Origin of the sequence: Brevibacterium sp. ACRRH, assembly GCF_022346365.1 — a bacterium.
Taxonomy (GTDB): domain Bacteria; phylum Actinomycetota; class Actinomycetes; order Actinomycetales; family Brevibacteriaceae; genus Brevibacterium; species Brevibacterium paucivorans.
Map to the genome: position 1 here is coordinate 316,819 of NZ_JAKRMN010000001.1, position 20,217 is coordinate 337,035.

Consider the following 20,217-nt stretch of genomic DNA (forward strand, 5'->3'; position numbering starts at 1 on the left):
AAAAGAAGCAGGCGCCCCGAACATCAATGCGGAGCGCCTACTGCGAAAACTTATTCAGCTCTTACAGATTAGTGCTTCCCGGCGTCGCCAAAGTCGCTGTCAACGTTGTCAGATGCAACGGTGTTGACCTTAGCATCAGCAGGAAGGCCAGCGTCTACGTTCTGAGCAACCAAAAGGTCGCGGATTTCGGTGAGCAGTTCTTCGCTGGTAGCTGGAACGTCTTCTTCTTCAGCGTTGCGGTTACGCCATTCGTTGAGGCGGTTCATTGGCATGATGATGATGAAGTAAACAACTGCAGCAATGATGAGGAAGTTGATTGCTGCGGTGATAACGGCACCGAAGTCAACAAACGTTTCCGGGACTTCTGGGCGGATACGGAATCCGAGTCCACCAACTTCAGGTGAACCAATAGCCGCGATCAGTGGGTTGATGATTTTGTCCGAAACAGCGGTAACGATTGCGGTGAACGCGCCACCGATAATAACGGCGGTCGCCAATTCGATGACGTTTCCGCGCAGAATGAAATCCCTAAATCCTTTGAACATGTCTGCCTTTCAACGGGCACGCCAGATTGGTGCCGAAAATACTGAAGTGGATTTTGCGCTCAATTGAGCATTAATAATTTATCAAAGTTTAAGGGTCAACTTCTTGTCGGTCTCTCGTTTAGTAACTAAAAACACATCATGAGGTGTTCTGCGTCTCACTGCTTCCCAGCAGCCCAAAACTCAGCCCTGCATTCCCCGCTAACTTGGGCGCGTCCTCCTGTTTCACAGCTATGGTCACCACACTTGTTTGTCCGGTGAACTGGTCGTTCGCAGTCGTCACGGCTATCACCAACGCGTTGTCCACCAGCGAACTGGCCTGCTCAGCTGTTGCGGAATACACCTGGATTCGGTGGCCGGGTTTGAGTACCGAGGTGGTTGCCGGGTCGCTCACACTGATGGGCACCCGCACGTGCCCTTCAGGGATGTTCGCGGGCGCGGCATCCAGCAGTGCTGTTGTGGTCACCGGTGTGCCTGCGTCCAAGGAAGATGCCGAGGTCGTTCCCACTACCTGCGAAGGGTCAGTAACTGCGTTTTCCGGTATGAGTTGAGGAGGAAAGACTTTGGTTGTGACCTGGCGAGATGCGATGACGGTGCCGGGGTCGATGTGCGTGTTCGCAACCACGATGCGATCACCGTGGGAGCGGGGGATAAGCACCATGACGAGGGTTACTGTTGCGAGCCCCGCGCACACTGCTGCCAGGAGTCGACGTTGCGTGTGCGTGAGTCGACGGGGCGGTGCGTGGGGGCGTTTCTTGTCCGTGGAGCCTGTCAGGCGCTTCAACCATGCGTTCATACTTCAAGTGTGTGAGCGCGAACCGGCTACGGGAAGGGCTCTGGCGAATCTGTGGAAAACTCGTTCACCTGTGCCATTTAGTTGAAGGGGCTTATGACCCAGAAGACCCTGACGAGCTCGAACCGGATGAGCTTGAGGAGGAAGGTGAGGTCGACGACGAAGAACTTGAAGACGATCCTGATTCAGATGACCCAGATCCGGCTGAATTGCCAGATTTAGACCCGCCGGACTCAGAGCTACGCGAGTCAGTGCGGTAGAAACCGGAGCCTTTAAACGTGACACCCACTGAACCGTAGACTTTGCGCAGTGACTCCTTGCCACATTCGGGGCACGTGGTCAGTGAGTCGTCGCTGAAGCTTTGGTGGATATCGAACGAGTGATCGCATTCGCGGCATGCGTAGGAGTAAGTGGGCATCATCAACCTTTCTGACCGCCCAATTATATGCACACATGCACGCGCCCGAATGTGTCGCGCCATGCGCCGTGCCCCTACACCATGTGCAACCCGTTCTCAGTAACAACGCCATCAACCGTCAGATCCCATGGGGCAATTGGAAACTCGGCGCCGTACTCGGAGTCAAAACACACGCCTACGCTCAACAACGTCCCACCCCGTGACACCTCACCTAGTGGTGCCACTCCCTGCGGCCCAAACGTCCGGTCGTAAAATCCGCCACCGTTGCCCAACCGGCCACCTTGGGTGGAAAAGCTCAGGCCGGGAATCAGCGCAAGGCCGAGGTCGTCGATCAGCTGTTCTGGCCCCATAGTTGGGTGTGGCTCGCGAATGCCCCACTTGCCAACCGGGGCAAGGCCACGCAAGGGACTCGTCACCTCCCCAAACATCAACGGCTCACCCGGTTCAGTGACAACAGGCAGGAACACGCGCGCACCATCGAGGCGCGCCTGGTCCAAGGCACCGTCAATCGACGGTTCGTGGGCAATGCTGGCGTACGCCAGGATATTGGGGTGCGCACCTTTACGCATGACAGATTGGATGAGTGCGCCCACCTGAGTATTCAGGTCCAAACGCGCAGAGTGATCCGCGGGGAGAGCCTCCCGGCGAGACCGAATTTGTTGACGCAACTCTTTCTTACGGGCGTGTGCCACAGAACCTTCCATATCATCACCTTAGAATGAGGGCATGAGTAACTCGAAGTCTGTTAAGAAAGCCGTCATTCCCGTTGCTGGTCTGGGAACCCGTTTCCTGCCCGCAACCAAGGCGACTCCAAAGGAAATGTTGCCGGTTGTCGACAAGCCGGCCATCCAGTACGTGGTTGAAGAAGCGGTCAACGCCGGTATTCAGGACGTACTCATGGTGACCGGGCGTAACAAGCGCCCGCTGGAGGACCACTTTGACCGGGTTGACGGTTTGGAAGCAGCGCTTAAAGCAAAGGGTGACGACAAGAAGTTGCGCTCGGTTCAGCACGCTTCTGAACTTGCAGACATTCACTACGTGCGCCAGGGTGACCCGCTGGGTCTGGGACACGCCGTGCTCAAAGGTGAACAGCACGTGGGTGACGAACCGTTCGCGGTTCTCTTGGGTGATGACCTCATCGATGAAAATAACCCAATCCTGCCCACCATGATGGCGGTACAGGAAGCGACCGGTGGTTCAGTTGTGGCCCTCATGGAGGTGCCCGCTGACAGCATCAACCTTTACGGTTGCGCGGCCGTGGAAGACACAGACGTTGAGAATGCCGTGAAGATCACTGACCTGGTTGAAAAGCCTGCCGTTGATGAGGCTCCGTCGAACCTGGCAATCATTGGGCGTTATGTTTTGGCTCCCGAGGTGTTCGAAGTCTTGCGTAACACCCCACCCGGCCGTGGAAACGAGATCCAGCTGACTGACGCTCTCAAGACCTTGGCCGAAGACCCCAACTCAAACGGTGTGTACGGCGTGGTCTTCAGCGGAGACCGCTACGACACCGGTGACAAACTCAGCTACCTCAAAGCTGTGGTGACGTTGGCTGGGCGCAGGGACGACCTCGGCGAGGATCTGAACGCGTGGCTGACCGAATACGTTGCGGGTCTTAAGTGACAGCTGGCCAGTTTGAACCACCGCAGTTCAGCGCGGTAATCGCGTATGATCCTGCGGTGGTCGCGCCTAAAGCACTCAAACAAGCGACGTACGTGTGCTTGATTAATGAGTTCAACGCGGTAGAGCATCCGGTTGAAAACGCTGAGGATGTCAGTGCTCTGCTCACGAAGGCCAGGACCACGTTGGATTTGGTCGTGTATTTGGGCGATTTGCCAGTGCGGTCCATTGACCCGGTATGCCACACGATTGAATTGGAACTCGACTCCCGAACGCCTGGTGTTGTGAACGTGGCACGTGATGTGCTCATGGAATCCGGGCACAACCGGGCCATGTTTGAACACATGGTGGCTGGTTGGGTGGGTCGGACCCTTGTGATGACATTGCCGGCGAATTCGGGTGCGCTCACCGAAACGCTCATTGAGATTTTGCCGGCGTATGCGGAACTCATGGACCCCAACCCCCAGCCACCCAAACCACGTTTGACCGCAGCCGGTAGTGCAGATGACCAGGGGCAGGGGAGCGACACTGCCACAATTCTTCGGATGCCTAAGCGTTCGCGCGATTAGCCATGGTGGATTGGTGGCCGTCTCGGCTGGTCGATACTGACCTGACTTTGCGTCCGCTTGAGCGAGCGGACAAGCGTCAGTATGTGGAGGTTCGGTCCGTCAACTCGCAGTGGTTGGAACCGTGGGAGGCCACCACGCCAGGTGCTGTGGGGGAGCTGCCCACGTTTTCGCGTTTGCGCAAACTGCTGAACAGTGCTGGAAAGCGGGGTGAACTACTTCCGTACGCAATTGTTGTGGACGGTCGTTTCCGAGGTCAGCTCACCGTCAGTGGGATCAGTTGGGGATCGCTGAGGTCGGCGTCGCTGGGGTACTGGATCGACTCACGGGTCGCAGGCAGGGGGTATACACCTCGGGCCGTTGCCCTTGCGACAGATTTCTGTTTCTTTGAACTTGGGCTTCACCGCATGGAGATCAACATTCGACCGGAAAACTCAGCCAGCTTGCGCGTTGTCGAAAAACTGGGATTCAGGGACGAAGGCGTGCGCAAGGAGTACATGCACATCAATGGTGAATGGGCAGACCACCGTACGTTTGCGTTGCTTTCCACTGAGGTGCCAGAAGGTGTATTGAACCGGTACCGCAGGAACGCTCAGTCGCGCGTATCACGCGAATAATACAGAGGCTTTCGCAACACTCCGCACGTTGTCCTCAGCGGTGAATCACATTGCTCATAAGGTAAGAATGTGGACACGAGTATCGTCATTCTTATCATCATCGGAGTGCTTGTGTTCGCGTTACCATCCCTGGCAAAAGGGGCGGCAAAGACAGGTGACGCGGACACGGTTCCGCCGTCTGCCCGCGCCCCACGAACTGGCTCGCGAACACATTGTGACGGCCAGGCATCTCAGCCGAACATGTTGCTTCAAGGCGCTATCGCTGACATCCCTGAAACTGGTGTCCCACTCGCAGCTCAGCCGCCAAACATTTCTTTGCGACGCCCTGAACCTCATCTCACCGTGGTCTCCGGTGGGCGGGACACAGCCGAAATGGCGCAAGAAGACACCCACGACCACATATACCTAGCCCCGGCATCCGGGATGGAAACCGTCGCTGTTTCACACCGACCATTGGACACTCACATGACCGCACAGACTCCTAAGAACCACGCACCTCAGAACCACACGCGCAAAACCACTGCTCCAACGGCCGCTACACAGGCACGCATGGCCCACACCAGGGCAACCGGGGGATCGCAGGGTAGCGTGACCGTCTCCGCGCCAGGACAGCACGAAACCAACAAGCTCAAGCGGTTGCTGGCGTTGGGCTTCGCAGGCTTCTTCGTGGCGGCAGTGGTCACGGGAGCGTTTTCGATCTTTGGTCCTTTGAGTTTTGCAGCGCCGGTACTCACGATGGCTGCTTCGCTTGCGTGCCTCACCGGAGTGGTCGCACTCAACGGTGTGCACGAACCTGAAACGCCACGCGCCAAGCAGGCTTCACGCGCCCAGAAGACTGTGCGCACTCAGCAGACCGTGCGGGCTGAAAAAGCACAGCCTGTTGCGCGTACAACCGCCCCGAAACTGCGAGTTTCCGAGCCCGAGGCGATCACCTCGGAAATCCCTGCCGTCAAGGAAGAAAACGGCAAGGTGGACGTCGCCGCGGCTCGCGAGCCAGAGCAGAAACTCAGCGTGACAGATGCTTCTGAAGCCCCGGAACTTCACTTGGGCGAAAAGTTCGAAGAACTCAGCCAGGGCAAGGGCTGGTTCCCCAAGGACATGCCTGTCCCCACGTACGTCACAAAGGCGCAAGCGGAGCCGGCAACCACCTCGGGCAAGATGGAGGCAGCGCAGACCTCTTACGGCGACTCCCCATCTGACCGTGAAGAGTTGGCACGTGCGTTTGCCGCCGAGGTGGGCGCGCGCCCAGAACTCGAAGACGCGGCAAAGGACGCGGCGGCTTTGCGTCACGGCAAGGCGGCGATCCGCTCAGACAAGAAGCTGGCGAACGACAACGCCCGTGCCGTGGTCGACGACGTTCTGGCGCGTCGTCGCGCGTAGTTTTAGCTACGCGGCGTGGCCACGTACTTAACTTCGAGGTACTCGTCGATTCCGACGTTGGAACCTTCACGGCCCAGGCCGGACTGTTTGACGCCTCCGAACGGTGCGGCCGGGTTGGACACCAGGCCGGTGTTCAGACCCACCATGCCAACCTGCAGCTCTTCTGACAGGCGCAGTCCACGGTCCAGGGATTGCGTGAAAATGTAGCCGGCTAGTCCAAAGTCGGTGGAGTTGGCCTGCTCAATCGCTTCGTCGTCGGTGGTGAAGGTGAAGATCGGGGCTACTGGGCCAAAGATCTCTTCAACTGCGATGTCAGCGTCGCGGGGGACATCGGTCAGAACGGTGGGCTGGTAGAAGTAGCCGGGGCCGTCGATCTTTTTGCCGCCCGTTGCGACCTTCGCACCCTTGGCAACAGCGTCGCTCACCAGGCTGTCGACCTTTTCGCGTGCGGACTCTTCGACCAATGGCCCAATGTCCACGCCTTCTTCAATTCCGTTGCCCACGGTGAGCGCTTCCATCCGCTCGACCATCTTCGCAGCGAAGTCTTGGGCTAGGGATTCGTGGACGTAGAAACGGTTGGCAGCCGTACACGCTTCACCAATGTTGCGCATCTTGGCAAGCATGGCGCCTTCGACGGCTGCGTCCAGATCGGCGTCTTCGCATACGACAAACGGAGCGTTTCCACCCAGTTCCATGGATGACTTCATGACGTTTTGGGCCGCCTGCTCCAAAAGCCCGATTCCCACACCGGTGGACCCGGTAAAGGACACTTTGCGCGCAATCCCGGATTCCATCCACGGGGTGACAACGCGACTCGCTGACTTTGAGGTCACTACGTTGAGCACACCGGCGGGAAGACCCGCGTCCTCCAGTGCTTGCACCAACATAAGTGAGGTCAGCGGGGTGAGCTTGGCGGGCTTGAACACCATGGTGCATCCGGCAGCGATCGCTGGTCCGATCTTGCGGGTGCCCATGGCCAACGGGAAATTCCACGGTGTGACCAGCACGCACGGTCCTACGGGCTCACGCGAAACCATGAGGCGGGTTTTGCCGTCGGTGGACATCGTGAAATCGCCACCAACACGCACGGCTTCTTCAGCAAACCAGCGGAAGAATTCGGCCCCGTAGGCAACCTCGCCCTTGGATTCGGTAAGCGACTTACCCATTTCAGAACACATCACCGCAGCGATGTCGTCCTGGCGTTCCATAAGCAGTTCATATGCGCGACGCAGGATCTCGGAGCGTTCGCGCGGAGCCGTTGCGGCCCATTCCTTTTGGGTATCACCGGCGACCTTGATGGCTTCGAGAGCGTCGTCCTGGGTGCCGTCAGCAACCTGTGCGATCACCTGGCCGGTGGCGGGGTTTTCCACGTCGAACGTGTTGCCACCCTGGGCATCACGCCACTGCCCGTTGATGTAAAGGCCGGTAGGTACCTTGTCAATAATGCTCTGCACGTCCATGCTTTGCCCTTTCGTTTGAGCCAGATGTGAGGTGTTCTTTAAGCCAGGTGTTCTTTGTACTCGGGGTTCTTCTCTATGAAGTGCTCAACGTAGGAACACCCCGCCTGGATTGAGAATCCGTTGCTGACCGAGTCGTCAAGAGCGTGCCGGACCACTTTGCCCGCCAGCCCGTGACCACCGTACTCAGGTTGAGTCACGGTGTGGTTAAAGTCGCGGATACGTGCTTGAGCGTCTTCCGCGTATGCGCAAAACGCGATCGAAGCGCCTTGGTATTCCGCACTGTAAAGACGGTCCTTGTCGTTGTGGACGATCGTTACGTCGTCTGCATTGAACTCCATAAAGCCCACTGTATGCGTTCGTTATGCTGAGAGCATGGCGAGTCAGGAAGTTTTGCATATTGATTCTCACCAAGTAGACGCTGCGCTGGACTTTACAGGTGCCGTAGAGGTTCTGCGCAACACCTTGGCGGAAGGCTTTGATCCGGAAACTGATGGCGTGCGAACCCGTAGTGAACTCCGAGGTGGCGAGTTCCTCTTCATGCCGTCCCAAGTTGGCGACTATGCGGGCGTGAAAGTGCTCACCGCAACCCCGGACAACCCGGAGCGTGGTGAACCGCTCATCCAAGGAACGTGTCTTCTGCTCGATGGCACCACTCACCGTACGCTGGCAACCATCGATGGGGTTGCGCTCACCAACTTGCGCACCCCTGCGGTGTCGATTGCTGGTGTTATCCCGTTTGCTCGCAAACGCAACCCGGAAGGTTTGTCTCTGGTGGTGTTCGGCAACGGTGTGCAGGCGGTGCCACACATTCGTGCCGCTCACCAAAACCTGCCCATCACCCGTACAAGCGTGATCGTGCGCACCCCCGGCCGAGGCGATCACGTCGTTGAGGAGGCCCGCACACACGGAATCGAAGTCGACCAGATCGTCGCGGGATCCTCGCAGGCGACTGGGGCCACCCAGGAGGCTGGGCTGGTAGTGACTGCCACCTCGGCGTCCGAACCTCTTTTTGACGCCTCCCTGATCAATGACAGCGCATGCGTTGTAGCGATGGGGTCGCACAGTCCGGAGGCGCGCGAACTTCCGGGCGAACTGTTAGGCCGGTCGACCGTTATGGTGGAAAGCATGGCCACGGCGAAAGCAGAGTGTGGCGACGTTATTCAAGCCGTCGACGAAGGACACCTGACATGGGGAGACGTCCACACGTGGGCAGACTCGCTGGATGCAGGTGCAGTGGCTAGTGACGCCCCGGTGGTGTTCAAATCAGCCGGTATGTCGTGGGAAGACATCACGGTCGCAGCTGCGATTTACGAAGCCGTCAAAGGTGAGCGTGGCTGACACGTTGGCCTCTATGTGAGTGGCTGGCATTCGTTGTGCTTTCGAGGTCGCTGACCACAGCATGATATGAGTCACAAAATTTTTCGCTCCTTTACTGATCGAGCGTTAAGATGAGCTCGTTGGTGCTAAAACGTCAAAGGAGACTCATGAAAGCAGTTCAGCTACCAGAACTCTCAGGCCCCGAGGCCCTGCAGGTCATCGACACCGACATCCCGGAACCACCAGCCGGATGCGTCGTCGTTGAAGTACACACGGCCGGTGTGACCTTCCCGGAACTTCTGCAGACCCGCGGCATGTACCAAACGAAACACCAAGTCCCGTTCGTCATCGGCTCTGAAGGTGCAGGAACCGTCCACGCAGTCGGCAAAGGTGCTGACTTCAACGTGGGCGACCGCGTCGCTTTCATCACCGACAAAGGCGCCTGGGCACAGTACGCAGTAGCCCCGGCAACGCACACCGTGAAACTCCCCGACGAAGTGGACTTCGAAGCAGCCGCCGGAATGCCTATGAACGTTCTCACCGCAGACTTCGCACTGCGCCACCGCGGCAAACTTCAAGCCGGACAAAGTGTGCTCATCCACGGCGCAGCAGGCGGTTTAGGTAGTGCCCTCGTCCAGGTTGCGCTCGCGATGGAAGCTGAAGTCATCGCAGTCGTCTCAACCGAAGAAAAAGCAACGATCGTCAAAGAACTGGGCGCACAACATGTGGTTCTTGCCGACGGTTTCAAAGACCGCGTAAAAGAGATCAAGCCCCGTGGCGTCGACCTGGTCGCTGACCCTGTGGGCGGTGACCGCTTCACCGACTCACTCCGTTGCCTGGCCACCTACGGAACCCTCCTGGTCCTGGGATTCACCGCCGGTGGAATCCCCGAGGTCAAAGTCAACCGCCTGCTTTTGAACAACATTTCCGTTGCAGGCGTGGGCTGGGGTGCAGCAACCGTACCCAACCCGGGACTCATCCAGGAACAGTGGCAGACCCTGCTTCCGCACGTGAAAGCCGGAAAACTTAACCCGCGCATCCACGCAACGTTCCCACTTGAAGACGCATCCGCAGCCCTAGCTGAACTGGACAACCGGACAGTCATGGGCAAGATCCTACTCACCCCATAAACACACTGGAGGACCCATGAGCCAAGGAGTGCTCACCGATCTCACCAACGGTATTCTCACGATTCAGTTCAATCGTCCCGAAGCCATGAACGCGTTGCACCTCGACGCCTTTCTTACGCTTGAATCCGCACTGGCTGACCTGTCCCCAGAGGTGCAAGCGATCATCGTGAAAGGCAACGAACGCGCTTTCTGTTCCGGCGCTGACGTGAGTCTCATGTCCCCAGGTCAAGGGAGCCTGGGCATGGAAAAAATTACCCAACTCATGCAGACCTACCGCGACGTCGAAGTCCCCGTGATTGCTGCGGTGTCCGGTCCAGCTGCAGGGATCGGGTGCTCCTTGGCCCTCATGGCCGACTACGTTCTCATGAGCGAAAAGTCATACCTCATGCTCGCGTTCACCCGAATCGGGCTCATGCCTGACGGTGGGGCAACCGCGTTAGTCGCGGCCAGCGCTGGCCGCCACCGCGCCCTCCGAATGGCGCTGACGGCAGAAAAACTGCCCGCCACCTCGGCGTTGGAATGGGGGCTGGCGTCCGAGGTCGTCGACCCCGATCTCTTGGATACCCGGGCCAGCGAAATTGCGGCCACATTCGCGAACTCCGCGACCGTCGCGTTGGGACGCACCAAACGTGCCATCAACGACGCAACCCTCACTGAACTTGATGCGGCTCTGGGCCGGGAGGCAACAGGGCAAGACGCTCTTCGTGAAACAGAAGACTATGCAGAAGGCGTAGCCGCATTCTTGGAGAAACGACCCGCAGTATTCAAAGGAGTTAACCGTGCTTAAAGGACGCGCCTCAACTCAAGGCGACAACTTCCCGCTCAACCTCACCACGTTCCTGACACGTTCAGTGAGCGTGTTCCCAGAGCGTGAGATTGTCCACCGCACAATCGACGGCGAATGGCAGCGTAGCAACTACGCCGAACTGGGACGTCGCGTAAAGAAACTGGCCAACGTGCTGGGCGACTTGGGAATTGGGCCAGGAAGTGCCGTTGGGGTGCTCGACTGGAACTCACTGAGGTGCCTGGAACTGTACTTCGGTATTCCTGCCGTCGCCGCGACCCTGGTGCAACTGAACCTGCGACTGGCAGCCCACGACCTCGAATACGTGGTGTCGCACTCAGGCACCGAAACCGTGTTTGTTGACGAATCACTCCTGCCAATTGCGGAGCAACTGGCACCTAAGGTGTACGTCAAGAAATGGGTCATCATGACGGACAAACCGTCATCTGAAGTCTCCACAACGCTGGACAACGTTGTCTTCTTTGAAGACCTCATGGCAGAAGCCAGTGAAGAATACGACTTCGAATTCGTCGAAGAAAACACCGCCGCATTCGCCGGGTACACCACCGGAACCACTGGGCGTCCCAAGGGAATCTTCTACTCCCACCGTTCCGTGGTGCTCCACGCTTTGAACCTGTGCCAGATCCTGTCAGTGACAGAAGCAGACACGGTCATGCCGTGGACCCCCATGTTCCACGTGATGTCGTGGGGCTTCCCACAGTCGGGTGTGGCAGTTGGCGCCAAGATGGTGTTGCCCGGCAAGTTCAGCGCGAACGACATCGCTGAAGTGGCGCCTGCGCTAGTCACCGAACAGGTGACACTTGCCAATGGAGCTCCTGCCATTTTTGCGCCAGTGCTCGAATACTTGAAGACACTGGACAATGTGCCAGACCTGTCGCGACTGCGACTGGTATCTGGTTCGACGGCTCCTGCTTTGGCCCTCATTAAGGGATTCAAAGAAGTGGCCGGAGCCAATGTCATCCACGCATACGGGGCATCTGAAACCACCCCGCTTGTCACCGCAAACGTGCGCACCAAGCCAGGGTCAACGCTCACCGAAGACGAAGAATGGGACCTCAAGCGCTCGCAAGGTCTTCCAAGCTTGCTTGTAGAAATGAAGATCGTGGACCCAACTGGTGAAGAACTACCGCGGGACGGTAAGTCCGCAGGCGAACTTCTGCTACGCGGACCGTGGATTACCGAAAGCTACTACAAGCTTGACGACAACTCTGATCGCTTCATGGACGGATGGTGGCGTTCGGGTGACGTCGGTGTCATCGAGCCAACAGGACACCTGCGTCTGACCGACCGCCTCAAGGACGTCATCAAGTCTGGTGGGGAATGGATTTCGTCAATCGACATGGAAAACTCCATCCTCGACAACGACAAGGTCCTGGAAGCTGCAGTGATTGGTGTTCCTGACCCCAAGTACCAAGAACGCCCAGTAGCGTACGTGGTACCTCGTCCAGGTAGCACCGTTACACAAGACGACGTCTACGCAACCCTGAGCGACCGGTTCGCCAAATGGCAGTTGCCAGATCAGGTGATCATTACAGAAGAACTGCCACGCACCTCGGTCGGAAAGCTGGACAAGAAGCTGCTGCGGGAGCAGTGGAACGGATAAAGGCCCACTAGATTGGGTGGGACTGGCTCAGTCGTGGGTGAAGATATACGTGTTGTCTTTACGCAGACCCGCCAGGTCCCACCCGTCCTGGGTGAGCTGCACAATGCCACGGCGCAGAGCGTGACGCCACTGGGTTGCAAGCTCTGCGTCGGCGCCACGCAGGGTCTCAATGTCTGCTGGAATCTGCAACGCCGCGTACGTGGTGGATCGAGGCACGTCGCTTTCCACCGGCTCACCGGACTCCCCAACGTGGAGCGCGTAGTTCATGTCCAGGTCATCAATCGTGTCGAGACGCTTGGACGACGTTTCTTTAGGCGCGCGGTCCAAACTCCAGCTCACCATCATGCGGTCTGATGCCTGACCTGCGTTGATGCCGTCGCGCATCTGACCGTAGAAGTCCTGGTAGTAGTCAACGAAGTGGACACCCAGCTTACGGAAGTTAAACGCCGCGTTGCGTGCGATCAGCGGGTCGAACGTCCACGTCATTTGCATGATGCCGTGGTTGAGGCACCACAGGCGTTGGTGAAGCTTCATCGCGGCACCGGTTCCGCGTCCCACCTGGTCGTGGCGTACCCCCGCAATGTGTGAGTGCATAGCTTTACCGAGAGGCCGGCCAAAGAACCCTACGGTGACGCCAATGAGCTCGTCGGTTTCATTGTCGAACGCGCCACCCACGTAGTTTCCCGAATGGGCAAGCGCCACAAGCAATCCAGGTTCCAGCTGCGTGGTTCCCGCGCGCCCCACGTTCCACACGTTGTCTAACAGCAGTGACGCTTCAGCGGCTTCGTGTGCGTCGTGGAGTTCACGCATGGTGACGTTGGCGGCTTCTTGGGCCTGGGCAAGTTCGTTTTCTGCGAGCGCCAAAACGGCGGAGCTTGTAGTACTCATGCTCAAAGTTTGCCAGGCGTCCCCGGTGAAGTCACGCGCGTTTCACACTGCTGCGCGATAAAAGAATGACCTGCGTGCTTCGATGAGTCCTTCGTCGTCAAACTGGATGAAGTCGGCGAACCCTTCGTGGGCTTCGCTGCCGTCTTTCAGCACTCCGTCGAAGGTGCCGTGAACGGCCGCGGTGGATCCTTCAACCACGACCATGTTGACGGTGTGCGCACCGGATTCGATCACGCGAGAGTTGCGGTAGAACTCCCGGATTTCCTCACCTTTGAACGTGTCGTATCCGGGGCGGTCGTAGGTTGCATCTTGTGCAAAAAGGTCCGAGGTGGCTTCCGGGTCACCTTTGTCCACGGTTGCGTAGTAGTTGAGGGCCAGCTGTCGAATATCCATGCTCCTCACCCTAGTCATAAAAGCGCTGAAAAATACAGAGTGGCTACAGATTCGTTCGAGGCGTGAGTTCATATTGAGAAATACGTAGCGATGCGGTTTAACACCACTTGGACGTTGATAACGTGTAACTAACCGGCTCATACGAGCCAGTCAACAGAAGGGATAAACCGTGTCTGAATACAAAGTTGTAAATCCGGCAAATGGCGAAACCGTCAAAGAGTACCCCACCGCTACCGATGACCAGATCAAAGATGCCCTGGAGCGCAGCCACAAGGAGTACGCGAGCTGGAAGACCACCCCGGTAGAACAGCGTGTAGAAATTTTGCGCAAGGTCGCTGCTATCTACCGTGAACGTTCGGAAGAACTCGCGAAGATCATCCAGACTGAGATGGGTAAGGTCATTCCTGCCGGTCAGGGTGAAGTCGAGATTTCGGCTCGGATCTACGAATACTACGCAGACAACGCCAAAGCGTTCATTGAAGAAGAAAAACTGCGCGGCGCCAACGACGGGGACGCGTACTTGCTGCGCAAACCAACCGGGTCGATTCTGGGCATTATGCCGTGGAACTTCCCGTACTACCAGGTAGCTCGCTTCGCAGCACCTAACCTGGCTCTGGGCAACACGATCCTGCTCAAGCACGCTCCGCAGTGTCCATGGTCAGCAGAAGTCATGGAACAGATCTTCCAGGAAGCGGGTCTTCCTGCCGACGCGTACATCAACATTTACGCAACCAACGAACAGGTTGCGGACGTTATTCTGCCTGACCTACGTAACCAGGGTGTTTCACTCACCGGTTCCGAACGCGCCGGAAAAGCCGTGGCGGCTGAAGCGGGGAAGAACCTCAAGAAAGTCGTCCTGGAACTGGGTGGATCTGACCCATACGTGGTACTGGACACCCCAGATGTTGCCAAGACTGCAGATCTTCTTTTCAACACCCGTATGGGCAACATGGGGCAGGCGTGCAACTCGCCAAAGCGCATGATCGTCATGGAAGACATCTACGATGACTTCGTTTCTTCCATTACGCAGGCAGCCAAAGACATCGCAGTGGACAACCCGTGGGAAGACCCGGGCACGCTCGCTCCGCTGTCGTCGACTGGGGCAAAGGAACGCTTTACTGAACAGGTCAAGGCGACCGTAGCTGAAGGGGCAACCCTCCTGGCTGGTGGCGAAGACTACGACGGTCCAGGTGCGTGGGTTCGCCCGGTTGTCCTCACCGATGTCAAGAAGGGGAGCCGCGGGTACTACGAAGAACTCTTTGGCCCTGCATTCATGGTGTTCAAGGTCTCGAGCGAAGAAGAAGCCATCGAACTTGCCAACGACACTCCGTTCGGACTGGGCTCAGCGATTTTCTCCTCGGACTCATCCCGCGCAGAAAAGGTCGGAGCGCAGATCGACTCTGGAATGGTATACATCAACACTCCAGAAGAAACGCGCGAATACCTGCCATTCGGTGGTGTGAAACGTTCGGGCATTGGTCGCGAACTAGGACCACTCGCAATGGACGAATTCGCAAACAAGCAGCTTTTCTTTAAAAAGAACGCATAACCTGCAGTGACGATTCGGGCCCGAGGTGAGAACCACCTCGGGCCTGAACGCGTGAGGATCCCATGACAAACATCACCGTTTCAGCTCTGGTCATTCAACACCCCAGCGAATCTGCTCTTCTCATGGTTCGTAAGAGGGGGACTACCTCTTTTATGTTGCCGGGAGGAAAACCCGAGCCTGGCGAGACAGCTCGGGACACGGTGGTGCGTGAAATTCGCGAAGAACTGGGGCTGCGCCTGGATGAAAGCCAGCTGTTTTTCTTAGGGACCTTCACAGCCCCCGCTGCCAATGAAGCCCGGCACACGGTGACTGGACACGTCTTTGTGTGCGAAACGGTTCCGGCTGATCTCAATATTGACGCGCCACAGTGTCTGCAGGAGATCGAAGACATTGATTGGTTTAGCTACGAACAGCTACCACCGGACACGGATGCCCGGCAGTTCGCACCGCTGACGCGCACACAAGTCATTCCGGCTCTTGTGAAGCACTGGAGCCTAGGGCGCAAAGAACAGGGCTAAACACACCACCGCCACCACGAGCACGCTCGCTGCGATAATGCCCGAGGTGACAGCCAAGCGTGCGCGCGGGCGTTTGCGGGGGCGGGCGAGCGGACCGTGCAGGGGAGCTGGTGAGGGGCGTGGATCTGTGTTCGGGCCCGACGGGAGACCGTAGAGATCAGTTGACCACGGATCGGACTTGTATGGTTGCATGCCTGTTCACTTTCCTTTTTGTGTGCCACATTCAGTCAACGTCACAGGCACAAAAAATGGGACTGCCACATGTGGCAGTCCCGAAACAGGTCGTTGTTGATTAGCCTTCCGAGGTGTCAAACCAGTCCGGTTGCCATTTTTCTTGGTTGGTGGGCATGCAGAGAAACACCAGGACGACAAAGCCTCCGAACGGGGCCATCGACAAGAGGTACCACCATCCAGAGTAGCCGGCATCGTGCAACCGTCGAATGGTGGCTCCCAGTGAGGGGAGCATCGTTGCCAGGCTGATGAGGGATGTAAGTCCACCGCCTGCAAAGAGGAGTAGCATTCCTAACCCGGCGGCCGCGCCTCCTCCTGCGCCACTTCCGTCGTATGACGCTGACGCGGCCGCACTCAAAATGCCGGCGAAAACCATGATGTAGCCGATTGCGAAGAGAATCCCGGGAATCAGGCTAATCAGCATCAATCCCAAGCATGGCCACCAGTATTCGCCACGTGACGCAAAGCCGTTGAAGCGTACGTACTTCTTAAAGAAGCGCTTGTTTGCTTCCATGAAACCGATTCCGTACCACGGCTGGTTGAGCGGGACTGTGCCGTCGGGCCCGGGGTGTCCGAACCCCGGTGGCACGCTCATGTACTGCTGCGCGTAGGGCTGTGGGTACGGTGTCGCCTGCGGTTGCCCATAGTTGTACTGTGACATGTTTAGCTCCGAAAGGGGTTCGTATCGACGTCATCTTTATCCTACGAGACCGGTTGGAGCAACTGCCCATGCCTGCGTTGCTGTTTGGTTACGTTGCAAAAAGTGGGAGCCACATCCGTGACTCCCACTCGTTAAAAAATGATGTTGCGGTTATGCTCCTTGGTCATACCATTCGGGCTGCCATTTTTCTGGCTTGCTTTCAAGAGCACAGAAAATAAGAACGACAATGCTTCCAAATGGTGCGAAGCACAGCAAGTACCACCATCCGCTGAAACCTGCGTCGTGAAGACGGCGAACACAAAGCGCGATGGAAGGCAATATGACGGCCAGTCCAAACACGAATAGGAGTCCAGCGGAGATGAAGAGAAGGGCATTTCCGAAAGTGGCAGCGCCACCGCCTGTACCCGTTGAAGAGTATGAAGAAGCGGATGCAGCTGCGTCCGCTGACACCACCATCACAACTCCGATAATGTAGGGGATCCAGAGGATGGCGTTAATGACCATGAGGGAGATCACTGGCCACCAGAATTCGCTACGAGAGGCAAATCCGTTGAAACGCACGTATTTCTTAAAGAAACGGACTGTCGCTTCTTTAATCGACGCGCCGTAGTGGGGTTGGTCCAGAGGAACGGTTCCGTCGGGTCCGGGCTGTCCGAATCCTGCAGGCATTCCTCCGCCCATGCCCTGGTTTGCATAGGAGTTTCCGTAAGTAGGCTGCTGACCGGCGCCACCCGTTGGCTGGGAACCATAGGGCTGCTGACCGGGGCTGCCTACCGGCTGGGAACCATGTGATGGCTGAGCAGCACCTGCTGGTTGGGAGCCGTAAGGCTGACCAGTTCCGTAGCTTTGTGATTGGCCGGGCGCTCCGGATGCGTAGGGGCTGTTGCCACCAGGCTGTGGGGCGTTGCCGGATCCGGGCGTGTTTGGGTATTGAGGGTAATTACTCACGCTTTTCATAGTACCTGGATCGCAGTGTGTGTAAACATTATGACTATGAGCATTGACTTAGAGATTGCACATAAAGCCACTATTCGTCCTATTTCAACCATTGCCGCCAAACTGGGCCTCAACGTCGAGGAAACCATCCCCTTTTGGCCCTGTCTGTGTTGTTGTTTAGCTACGGTGCACAACAAAAGTGGGAGCCACATCTGTGACTCCCACTCGTTAAAAATGTTGTAGATGTTATGCGCCTTGGTCATACCATTCGGGTTGCCACTTTTCGGGTTTGCTTTCCATCGCGCAGAAAATAATAACGACAATGCTTCCACATGGTGCGAAGCACAGCAAGTACCACCATCCGCTGAAACCTGCGTCGTGAAGACGGCGAACAGTAATCGCGATGGCAGGCACTATGACGGCCAGACCAAACAAGATGAAAAGTCCATAAAGAATCAAGCCAAAGATAGTTCCGATAGCGGCAACGGCACTGCCACCACCCGTGTCCGCTGACGTCATCGCACCTCCGATAGCGGCGAGGATGAAGAGGACGAACTGAATAATCGCTAGTGAAAGCACTGGCCACCAGAATTCGCTCCTGGAAGCAAACCCGTTGAAACGTACGTATTTCTTGAAGAAACGGATCGTCGCTTCTTTCATCGATGCGCCGTAGTGGGGTTGGTTAAGAGGAACAGTTCCATCAGGTCCGGGCTGTCCGAATCCTGCGGGCAATCCTCCTCCCGTGCTCTGGTTTGCATAAGAGTTTCCGTATGCCGGTTGCTGCCCAGCGCCACCAGTTGGCTGGGAGCCGTATGGCTGAGAACCGTAGTTGTGTGATTGGTTGGGCGCTCCGGATGCGTAGGGGCTGTTACCACCAGACTGGGGGCCGTTGCCGGATCCGGGCGTGTTTGGGTATTGAGGGTAATTACTCACGCTCTTTATAGTACCCGGAAGATGTTTATGTAAACATTATGACTATGAGCATTGACTTAGAGATTGCGCGTAACGCAACCGTCCGTCCTATTTCATCAATCGCAGCCAAACTGGGTCTCAACGTCGAGGAAATCATCCCTTTTGGCCATGACAAGGCAAAGGTCCCTGCAACCACTGTCGTTGCTGACCGCGAAGCTGCCGATTCATCAACTCCGTCCACCACGCCTGCCAAACTCATTCTCGTCACCGCAATGAGTCCCACACCTGCAGGAGAAGGAAAAACCACCACTTCGATTGGCCTTGCAGACGGCATCAACGAAGTAGCCCGTGAAGAAGGCTGGGAAGTTCCGGAAGACAAAACCCCGGCAGTTCTTGCGCTACGTGAACCGAGCCTGGGCCCCGTTTTTGGGATGAAAGGTGGAGCCGCAGGCGGTGGATACGCCCAGGTGCTGCCTATGGAAGACATTAATCTTCACTTCACGGGTGACTTTGCGGCTATTGCTCTGGCTAACAATTTGGCATGTGCGGCATTGGACAACCACATCCACCAGGGAAACGCACTGGGGATTGACCCTCGCCGGGTTGAGATCCGTCGCGTTGTAGACCTCAATGACCGTGCTCTTCGCGATATTGCAATCGGTCTGGGTGGCTACAACAACGGAATGACTCGCGAAGACCACTTCGACATTGTTGTGGCAAGCGAAGTCATGGCAGTGTTCTGCCTGGCCACGTCGATCGCCGACCTGAAGGAACGCTTGGGCAACATCGTCGTTGCGCGCACGTTTGACAAGAAACCGGTCACCGTCGCTGACCTTGAAGTTGCCGGTTCCATGGCAGCGCTCTTGGCTAAGGGACTGTCGCCTAACCTGGTGCAGTCGATTGAAGGGACCCCAGCGTTCATCCACGGTGGTCCATTCGCAAACATCGCCCACGGGTGCAACTCGGTTCTCGCGACAACAGCTGCGATGAACTACGGCCAGTATGCGATCACCGAGGCTGGATTCGGCGCTGACTTGGGTGCCGAGAAGTTCATCGACATCAAGTGCCGGGCCGCGGGAATCTTCCCTTCAGCTGCCGTGATTGTGGCTACCGTGCGCGCTCTGAAGTTCCACGGCGGAGTCGCTAAAGCTGATCTGGAGAATGAGAACGTCGACGCAATGCTTGCCGGTTTGGTGAACCTGGATAAGCACATTTCAAATGTGCGCGACGTTTACGGGGTTACCCCGGTCGTTGCCGTCAACACGTTCCCGTCTGACACCGATGCCGAGCACGAAGCCCTGCTTGACGCACTCAAAGAACGTGGAGTGGAAGCATCGCTTGCACGCCACTGGGCGCAGGGTGGAAAGGGAGCAACCGACCTTGCACGCAAGGTGATCGCGGTTGCGGAAGCGACGGACACCTCGGGCAAGGAACCACAATTCACCTACCCACTTGACGCAACGCTGGAAGACAAAATCACGACCGTTGCCCAGCGTGTCTACGGTGCCGACCGGGTAGAACTTCCCAAGAAGGTGCGCAACAAACTGGCGTTGTTCGCCGAGGACGGTTACGGCAACCTGCCGGTGTGCATCGCGAAAACCCAGTATTCGTTCTCGACTGACGCAACCCAGCTGGGTGCCCCAACCGGGCACGTGCTCGAGGTGGCCGACGTGCGTTTGTCTGCAGGTGCGGGCTTCGTCGTAGTGGTCTGCGGCGACATCATGACCATGCCGGGACTCCCAAAGAAGCCGGCAGCCAACACGATCGACGTTGACGACGACGGCAACATCAGCGGTTTGTTCTAAACAGTTCACGCTGGCGCTTGTGTGGCAGAATCAGAAGCCACTCACGTAGCTGACGCAAAGCGGGGCGCCCCTG

23 protein-coding genes and 1 pseudogene are annotated in these 20,217 nt (G+C 57.2%); 12 read left to right on the forward strand and 12 right to left on the reverse strand.

Translation table 11 applies throughout. The features are described from left to right. Positions 1 to 68 precede the first annotated feature (68 nt). Complete coding sequence (gene mscL, locus MHX53_RS01450) at positions 69 to 545, reverse strand: large conductance mechanosensitive channel protein MscL (protein WP_204514876.1); 477 nt, start codon at positions 543 to 545, stop codon at positions 69 to 71. 136 nt (positions 546 to 681) lie between these two features. Continuing rightward, complete coding sequence (locus MHX53_RS01455) at positions 682 to 1,338, reverse strand: SAF domain-containing protein (RefSeq protein ID WP_204514875.1); 657 nt, start codon at positions 1,336 to 1,338, stop codon at positions 682 to 684. Between the two features lie 11 nt (positions 1,339 to 1,349). On the opposite strand from MHX53_RS01455, the gene MHX53_RS11715 reads away from it, so the two are divergent. After that, on the forward strand, positions 1,350 to 1,595 hold the full coding sequence (locus MHX53_RS11715; protein WP_343212346.1) for a hypothetical protein: 246 nt from the start codon (positions 1,350 to 1,352) through the stop codon (positions 1,593 to 1,595). A 14-nt stretch (positions 1,596 to 1,609) separates the two neighbouring features. On the opposite strand, the pseudogene MHX53_RS11720 reads toward MHX53_RS11715, so the two are convergent. Next, positions 1,610 to 1,816 (reverse strand): annotated as a pseudogene (locus MHX53_RS11720) (zinc ribbon domain-containing protein); the annotation flags it as partial. A gap of 11 nt (positions 1,817 to 1,827) precedes the next feature. Beyond that, a complete protein-coding gene (locus MHX53_RS01465) occupies positions 1,828 to 2,457 on the reverse strand; it encodes a 5-formyltetrahydrofolate cyclo-ligase (RefSeq protein WP_239270990.1) in 630 nt (209 codons plus the stop codon). A 22-nt stretch (positions 2,458 to 2,479) separates the two neighbouring features. On the opposite strand from MHX53_RS01465, the gene galU reads away from it, so the two are divergent. The 4 genes from galU to MHX53_RS01485 all read left to right on the forward strand — a co-directional run bounded on the left by galU (position 2,480) and on the right by MHX53_RS01485 (position 5,936). Continuing rightward, the gene (galU, locus tag MHX53_RS01470; protein WP_102239109.1) at positions 2,480 to 3,376 is read left to right on the forward strand and encodes a UTP--glucose-1-phosphate uridylyltransferase GalU; all 897 of its coding nucleotides are present in this window, start codon (positions 2,480 to 2,482) and stop codon (positions 3,374 to 3,376) included. Further along, positions 3,373 to 3,942: a hypothetical protein gene (locus MHX53_RS01475; protein WP_239270991.1), complete on the forward strand. Its 570-nt coding sequence runs from the start codon at positions 3,373 to 3,375 to the stop codon at positions 3,940 to 3,942. Before galU ends, MHX53_RS01475 begins: the two co-directional genes overlap by 4 nt. A gap of 2 nt (positions 3,943 to 3,944) precedes the next feature. Then, a complete protein-coding gene (locus tag MHX53_RS01480; protein WP_239270992.1) occupies positions 3,945 to 4,556 on the forward strand; it encodes a GNAT family protein in 612 nt (203 codons plus the stop codon). Positions 4,557 to 4,625: 69 nt separating this feature from the next. Then, entirely contained in the window at positions 4,626 to 5,936 is a 1,311-nt protein-coding gene (locus tag MHX53_RS01485) for a hypothetical protein (RefSeq protein WP_239270993.1), read from the forward strand. A 2-nt stretch (positions 5,937 to 5,938) separates the two neighbouring features. Here MHX53_RS01485 and MHX53_RS01490 read toward each other — a convergent pair whose 3' ends face one another. After that, positions 5,939 to 7,396, reverse strand: a complete 1,458-nt coding sequence (locus tag MHX53_RS01490; RefSeq protein WP_239270994.1) for an NAD-dependent succinate-semialdehyde dehydrogenase — start codon at positions 7,394 to 7,396, stop codon at positions 5,939 to 5,941. A gap of 38 nt (positions 7,397 to 7,434) precedes the next feature. Continuing rightward, entirely contained in the window at positions 7,435 to 7,734 is a 300-nt protein-coding gene (locus tag MHX53_RS01495) for a GNAT family N-acetyltransferase (RefSeq protein WP_239270995.1), read from the reverse strand. 34 nt (positions 7,735 to 7,768) lie between these two features. Between MHX53_RS01495 and MHX53_RS01500 the strand changes: the two genes are divergently transcribed. The 4 genes from MHX53_RS01500 to MHX53_RS01515 all read left to right on the forward strand — a co-directional run bounded on the left by MHX53_RS01500 (position 7,769) and on the right by MHX53_RS01515 (position 12,251). After that, on the forward strand, positions 7,769 to 8,734 hold the full coding sequence (locus MHX53_RS01500) for an ornithine cyclodeaminase family protein (RefSeq protein WP_239270996.1): 966 nt from the start codon (positions 7,769 to 7,771) through the stop codon (positions 8,732 to 8,734). Positions 8,735 to 8,880: 146 nt separating this feature from the next. Beyond that, a complete protein-coding gene (locus tag MHX53_RS01505; RefSeq protein WP_239270997.1) occupies positions 8,881 to 9,843 on the forward strand; it encodes an NADPH:quinone oxidoreductase family protein in 963 nt (320 codons plus the stop codon). A 16-nt stretch (positions 9,844 to 9,859) separates the two neighbouring features. Beyond that, positions 9,860 to 10,630, forward strand: coding sequence for an enoyl-CoA hydratase-related protein (locus tag MHX53_RS01510; RefSeq protein WP_239270998.1), 771 nt, complete (start codon positions 9,860 to 9,862; stop codon positions 10,628 to 10,630). Next, entirely contained in the window at positions 10,623 to 12,251 is a 1,629-nt protein-coding gene (locus MHX53_RS01515; protein ID WP_239270999.1) for a long-chain-fatty-acid--CoA ligase, read from the forward strand. The genes MHX53_RS01510 and MHX53_RS01515 overlap by 8 nt, the downstream gene beginning before the upstream one ends. A gap of 27 nt (positions 12,252 to 12,278) precedes the next feature. Here the strand turns inward: MHX53_RS01515 and MHX53_RS01520 are convergent, their stop codons facing one another. Beyond that, positions 12,279 to 13,139, reverse strand: coding sequence for a hypothetical protein (locus MHX53_RS01520; RefSeq protein ID WP_239271000.1), 861 nt, complete (start codon positions 13,137 to 13,139; stop codon positions 12,279 to 12,281). Between the two features lie 42 nt (positions 13,140 to 13,181). Continuing rightward, positions 13,182 to 13,532, reverse strand: a complete 351-nt coding sequence (locus MHX53_RS01525) for a nuclear transport factor 2 family protein (RefSeq protein WP_239271001.1) — start codon at positions 13,530 to 13,532, stop codon at positions 13,182 to 13,184. 169 nt (positions 13,533 to 13,701) lie between these two features. Here MHX53_RS01525 and MHX53_RS01530 point away from each other — a divergent pair, with 169 nt between their 5' ends. Together MHX53_RS01530 and MHX53_RS01535 are read left to right on the forward strand one after the other, a co-directional pair. Next, on the forward strand, positions 13,702 to 15,081 hold the full coding sequence (locus MHX53_RS01530) for an NAD-dependent succinate-semialdehyde dehydrogenase (protein WP_239271002.1): 1,380 nt from the start codon (positions 13,702 to 13,704) through the stop codon (positions 15,079 to 15,081). A gap of 62 nt (positions 15,082 to 15,143) precedes the next feature. Then, entirely contained in the window at positions 15,144 to 15,599 is a 456-nt protein-coding gene (locus MHX53_RS01535; RefSeq protein WP_239271003.1) for an NUDIX domain-containing protein, read from the forward strand. Here MHX53_RS01535 and MHX53_RS01540 read toward each other — a convergent pair. From MHX53_RS01540 to MHX53_RS11725, 4 genes are all read right to left on the reverse strand, one after another. Beyond that, positions 15,576 to 15,791 carry a hypothetical protein gene (locus MHX53_RS01540; protein WP_239271004.1) on the reverse strand — a complete coding sequence of 72 codons (216 nt, stop codon included), beginning with the start codon at positions 15,789 to 15,791 and terminating at the stop codon, positions 15,576 to 15,578. The two genes, MHX53_RS01535 and MHX53_RS01540, sit on opposite strands and share 24 nt — an antisense overlap. Positions 15,792 to 15,891: 100 nt before the next feature. Beyond that, positions 15,892 to 16,491, reverse strand: coding sequence for a DUF805 domain-containing protein (locus tag MHX53_RS01545; RefSeq protein ID WP_239271005.1), 600 nt, complete (start codon positions 16,489 to 16,491; stop codon positions 15,892 to 15,894). Positions 16,492 to 16,641: 150 nt separating this feature from the next. Then, on the reverse strand, positions 16,642 to 17,439 hold the full coding sequence (locus tag MHX53_RS01550; RefSeq protein ID WP_239271006.1) for a DUF805 domain-containing protein: 798 nt from the start codon (positions 17,437 to 17,439) through the stop codon (positions 16,642 to 16,644). A gap of 234 nt (positions 17,440 to 17,673) precedes the next feature. Beyond that, positions 17,674 to 18,360, reverse strand: a complete 687-nt coding sequence (locus MHX53_RS11725) for a DUF805 domain-containing protein (protein WP_239271007.1) — start codon at positions 18,358 to 18,360, stop codon at positions 17,674 to 17,676. 44 nt (positions 18,361 to 18,404) lie between these two features. Here MHX53_RS11725 and MHX53_RS01560 point away from each other — a divergent pair, with 44 nt between their 5' ends. Continuing rightward, positions 18,405 to 20,144 carry a formate--tetrahydrofolate ligase gene (locus tag MHX53_RS01560; protein WP_239271008.1) on the forward strand — a complete coding sequence of 580 codons (1,740 nt, stop codon included), beginning with the start codon at positions 18,405 to 18,407 and terminating at the stop codon, positions 20,142 to 20,144. The last annotated feature ends 73 nt before the right edge of the window (positions 20,145 to 20,217 follow it).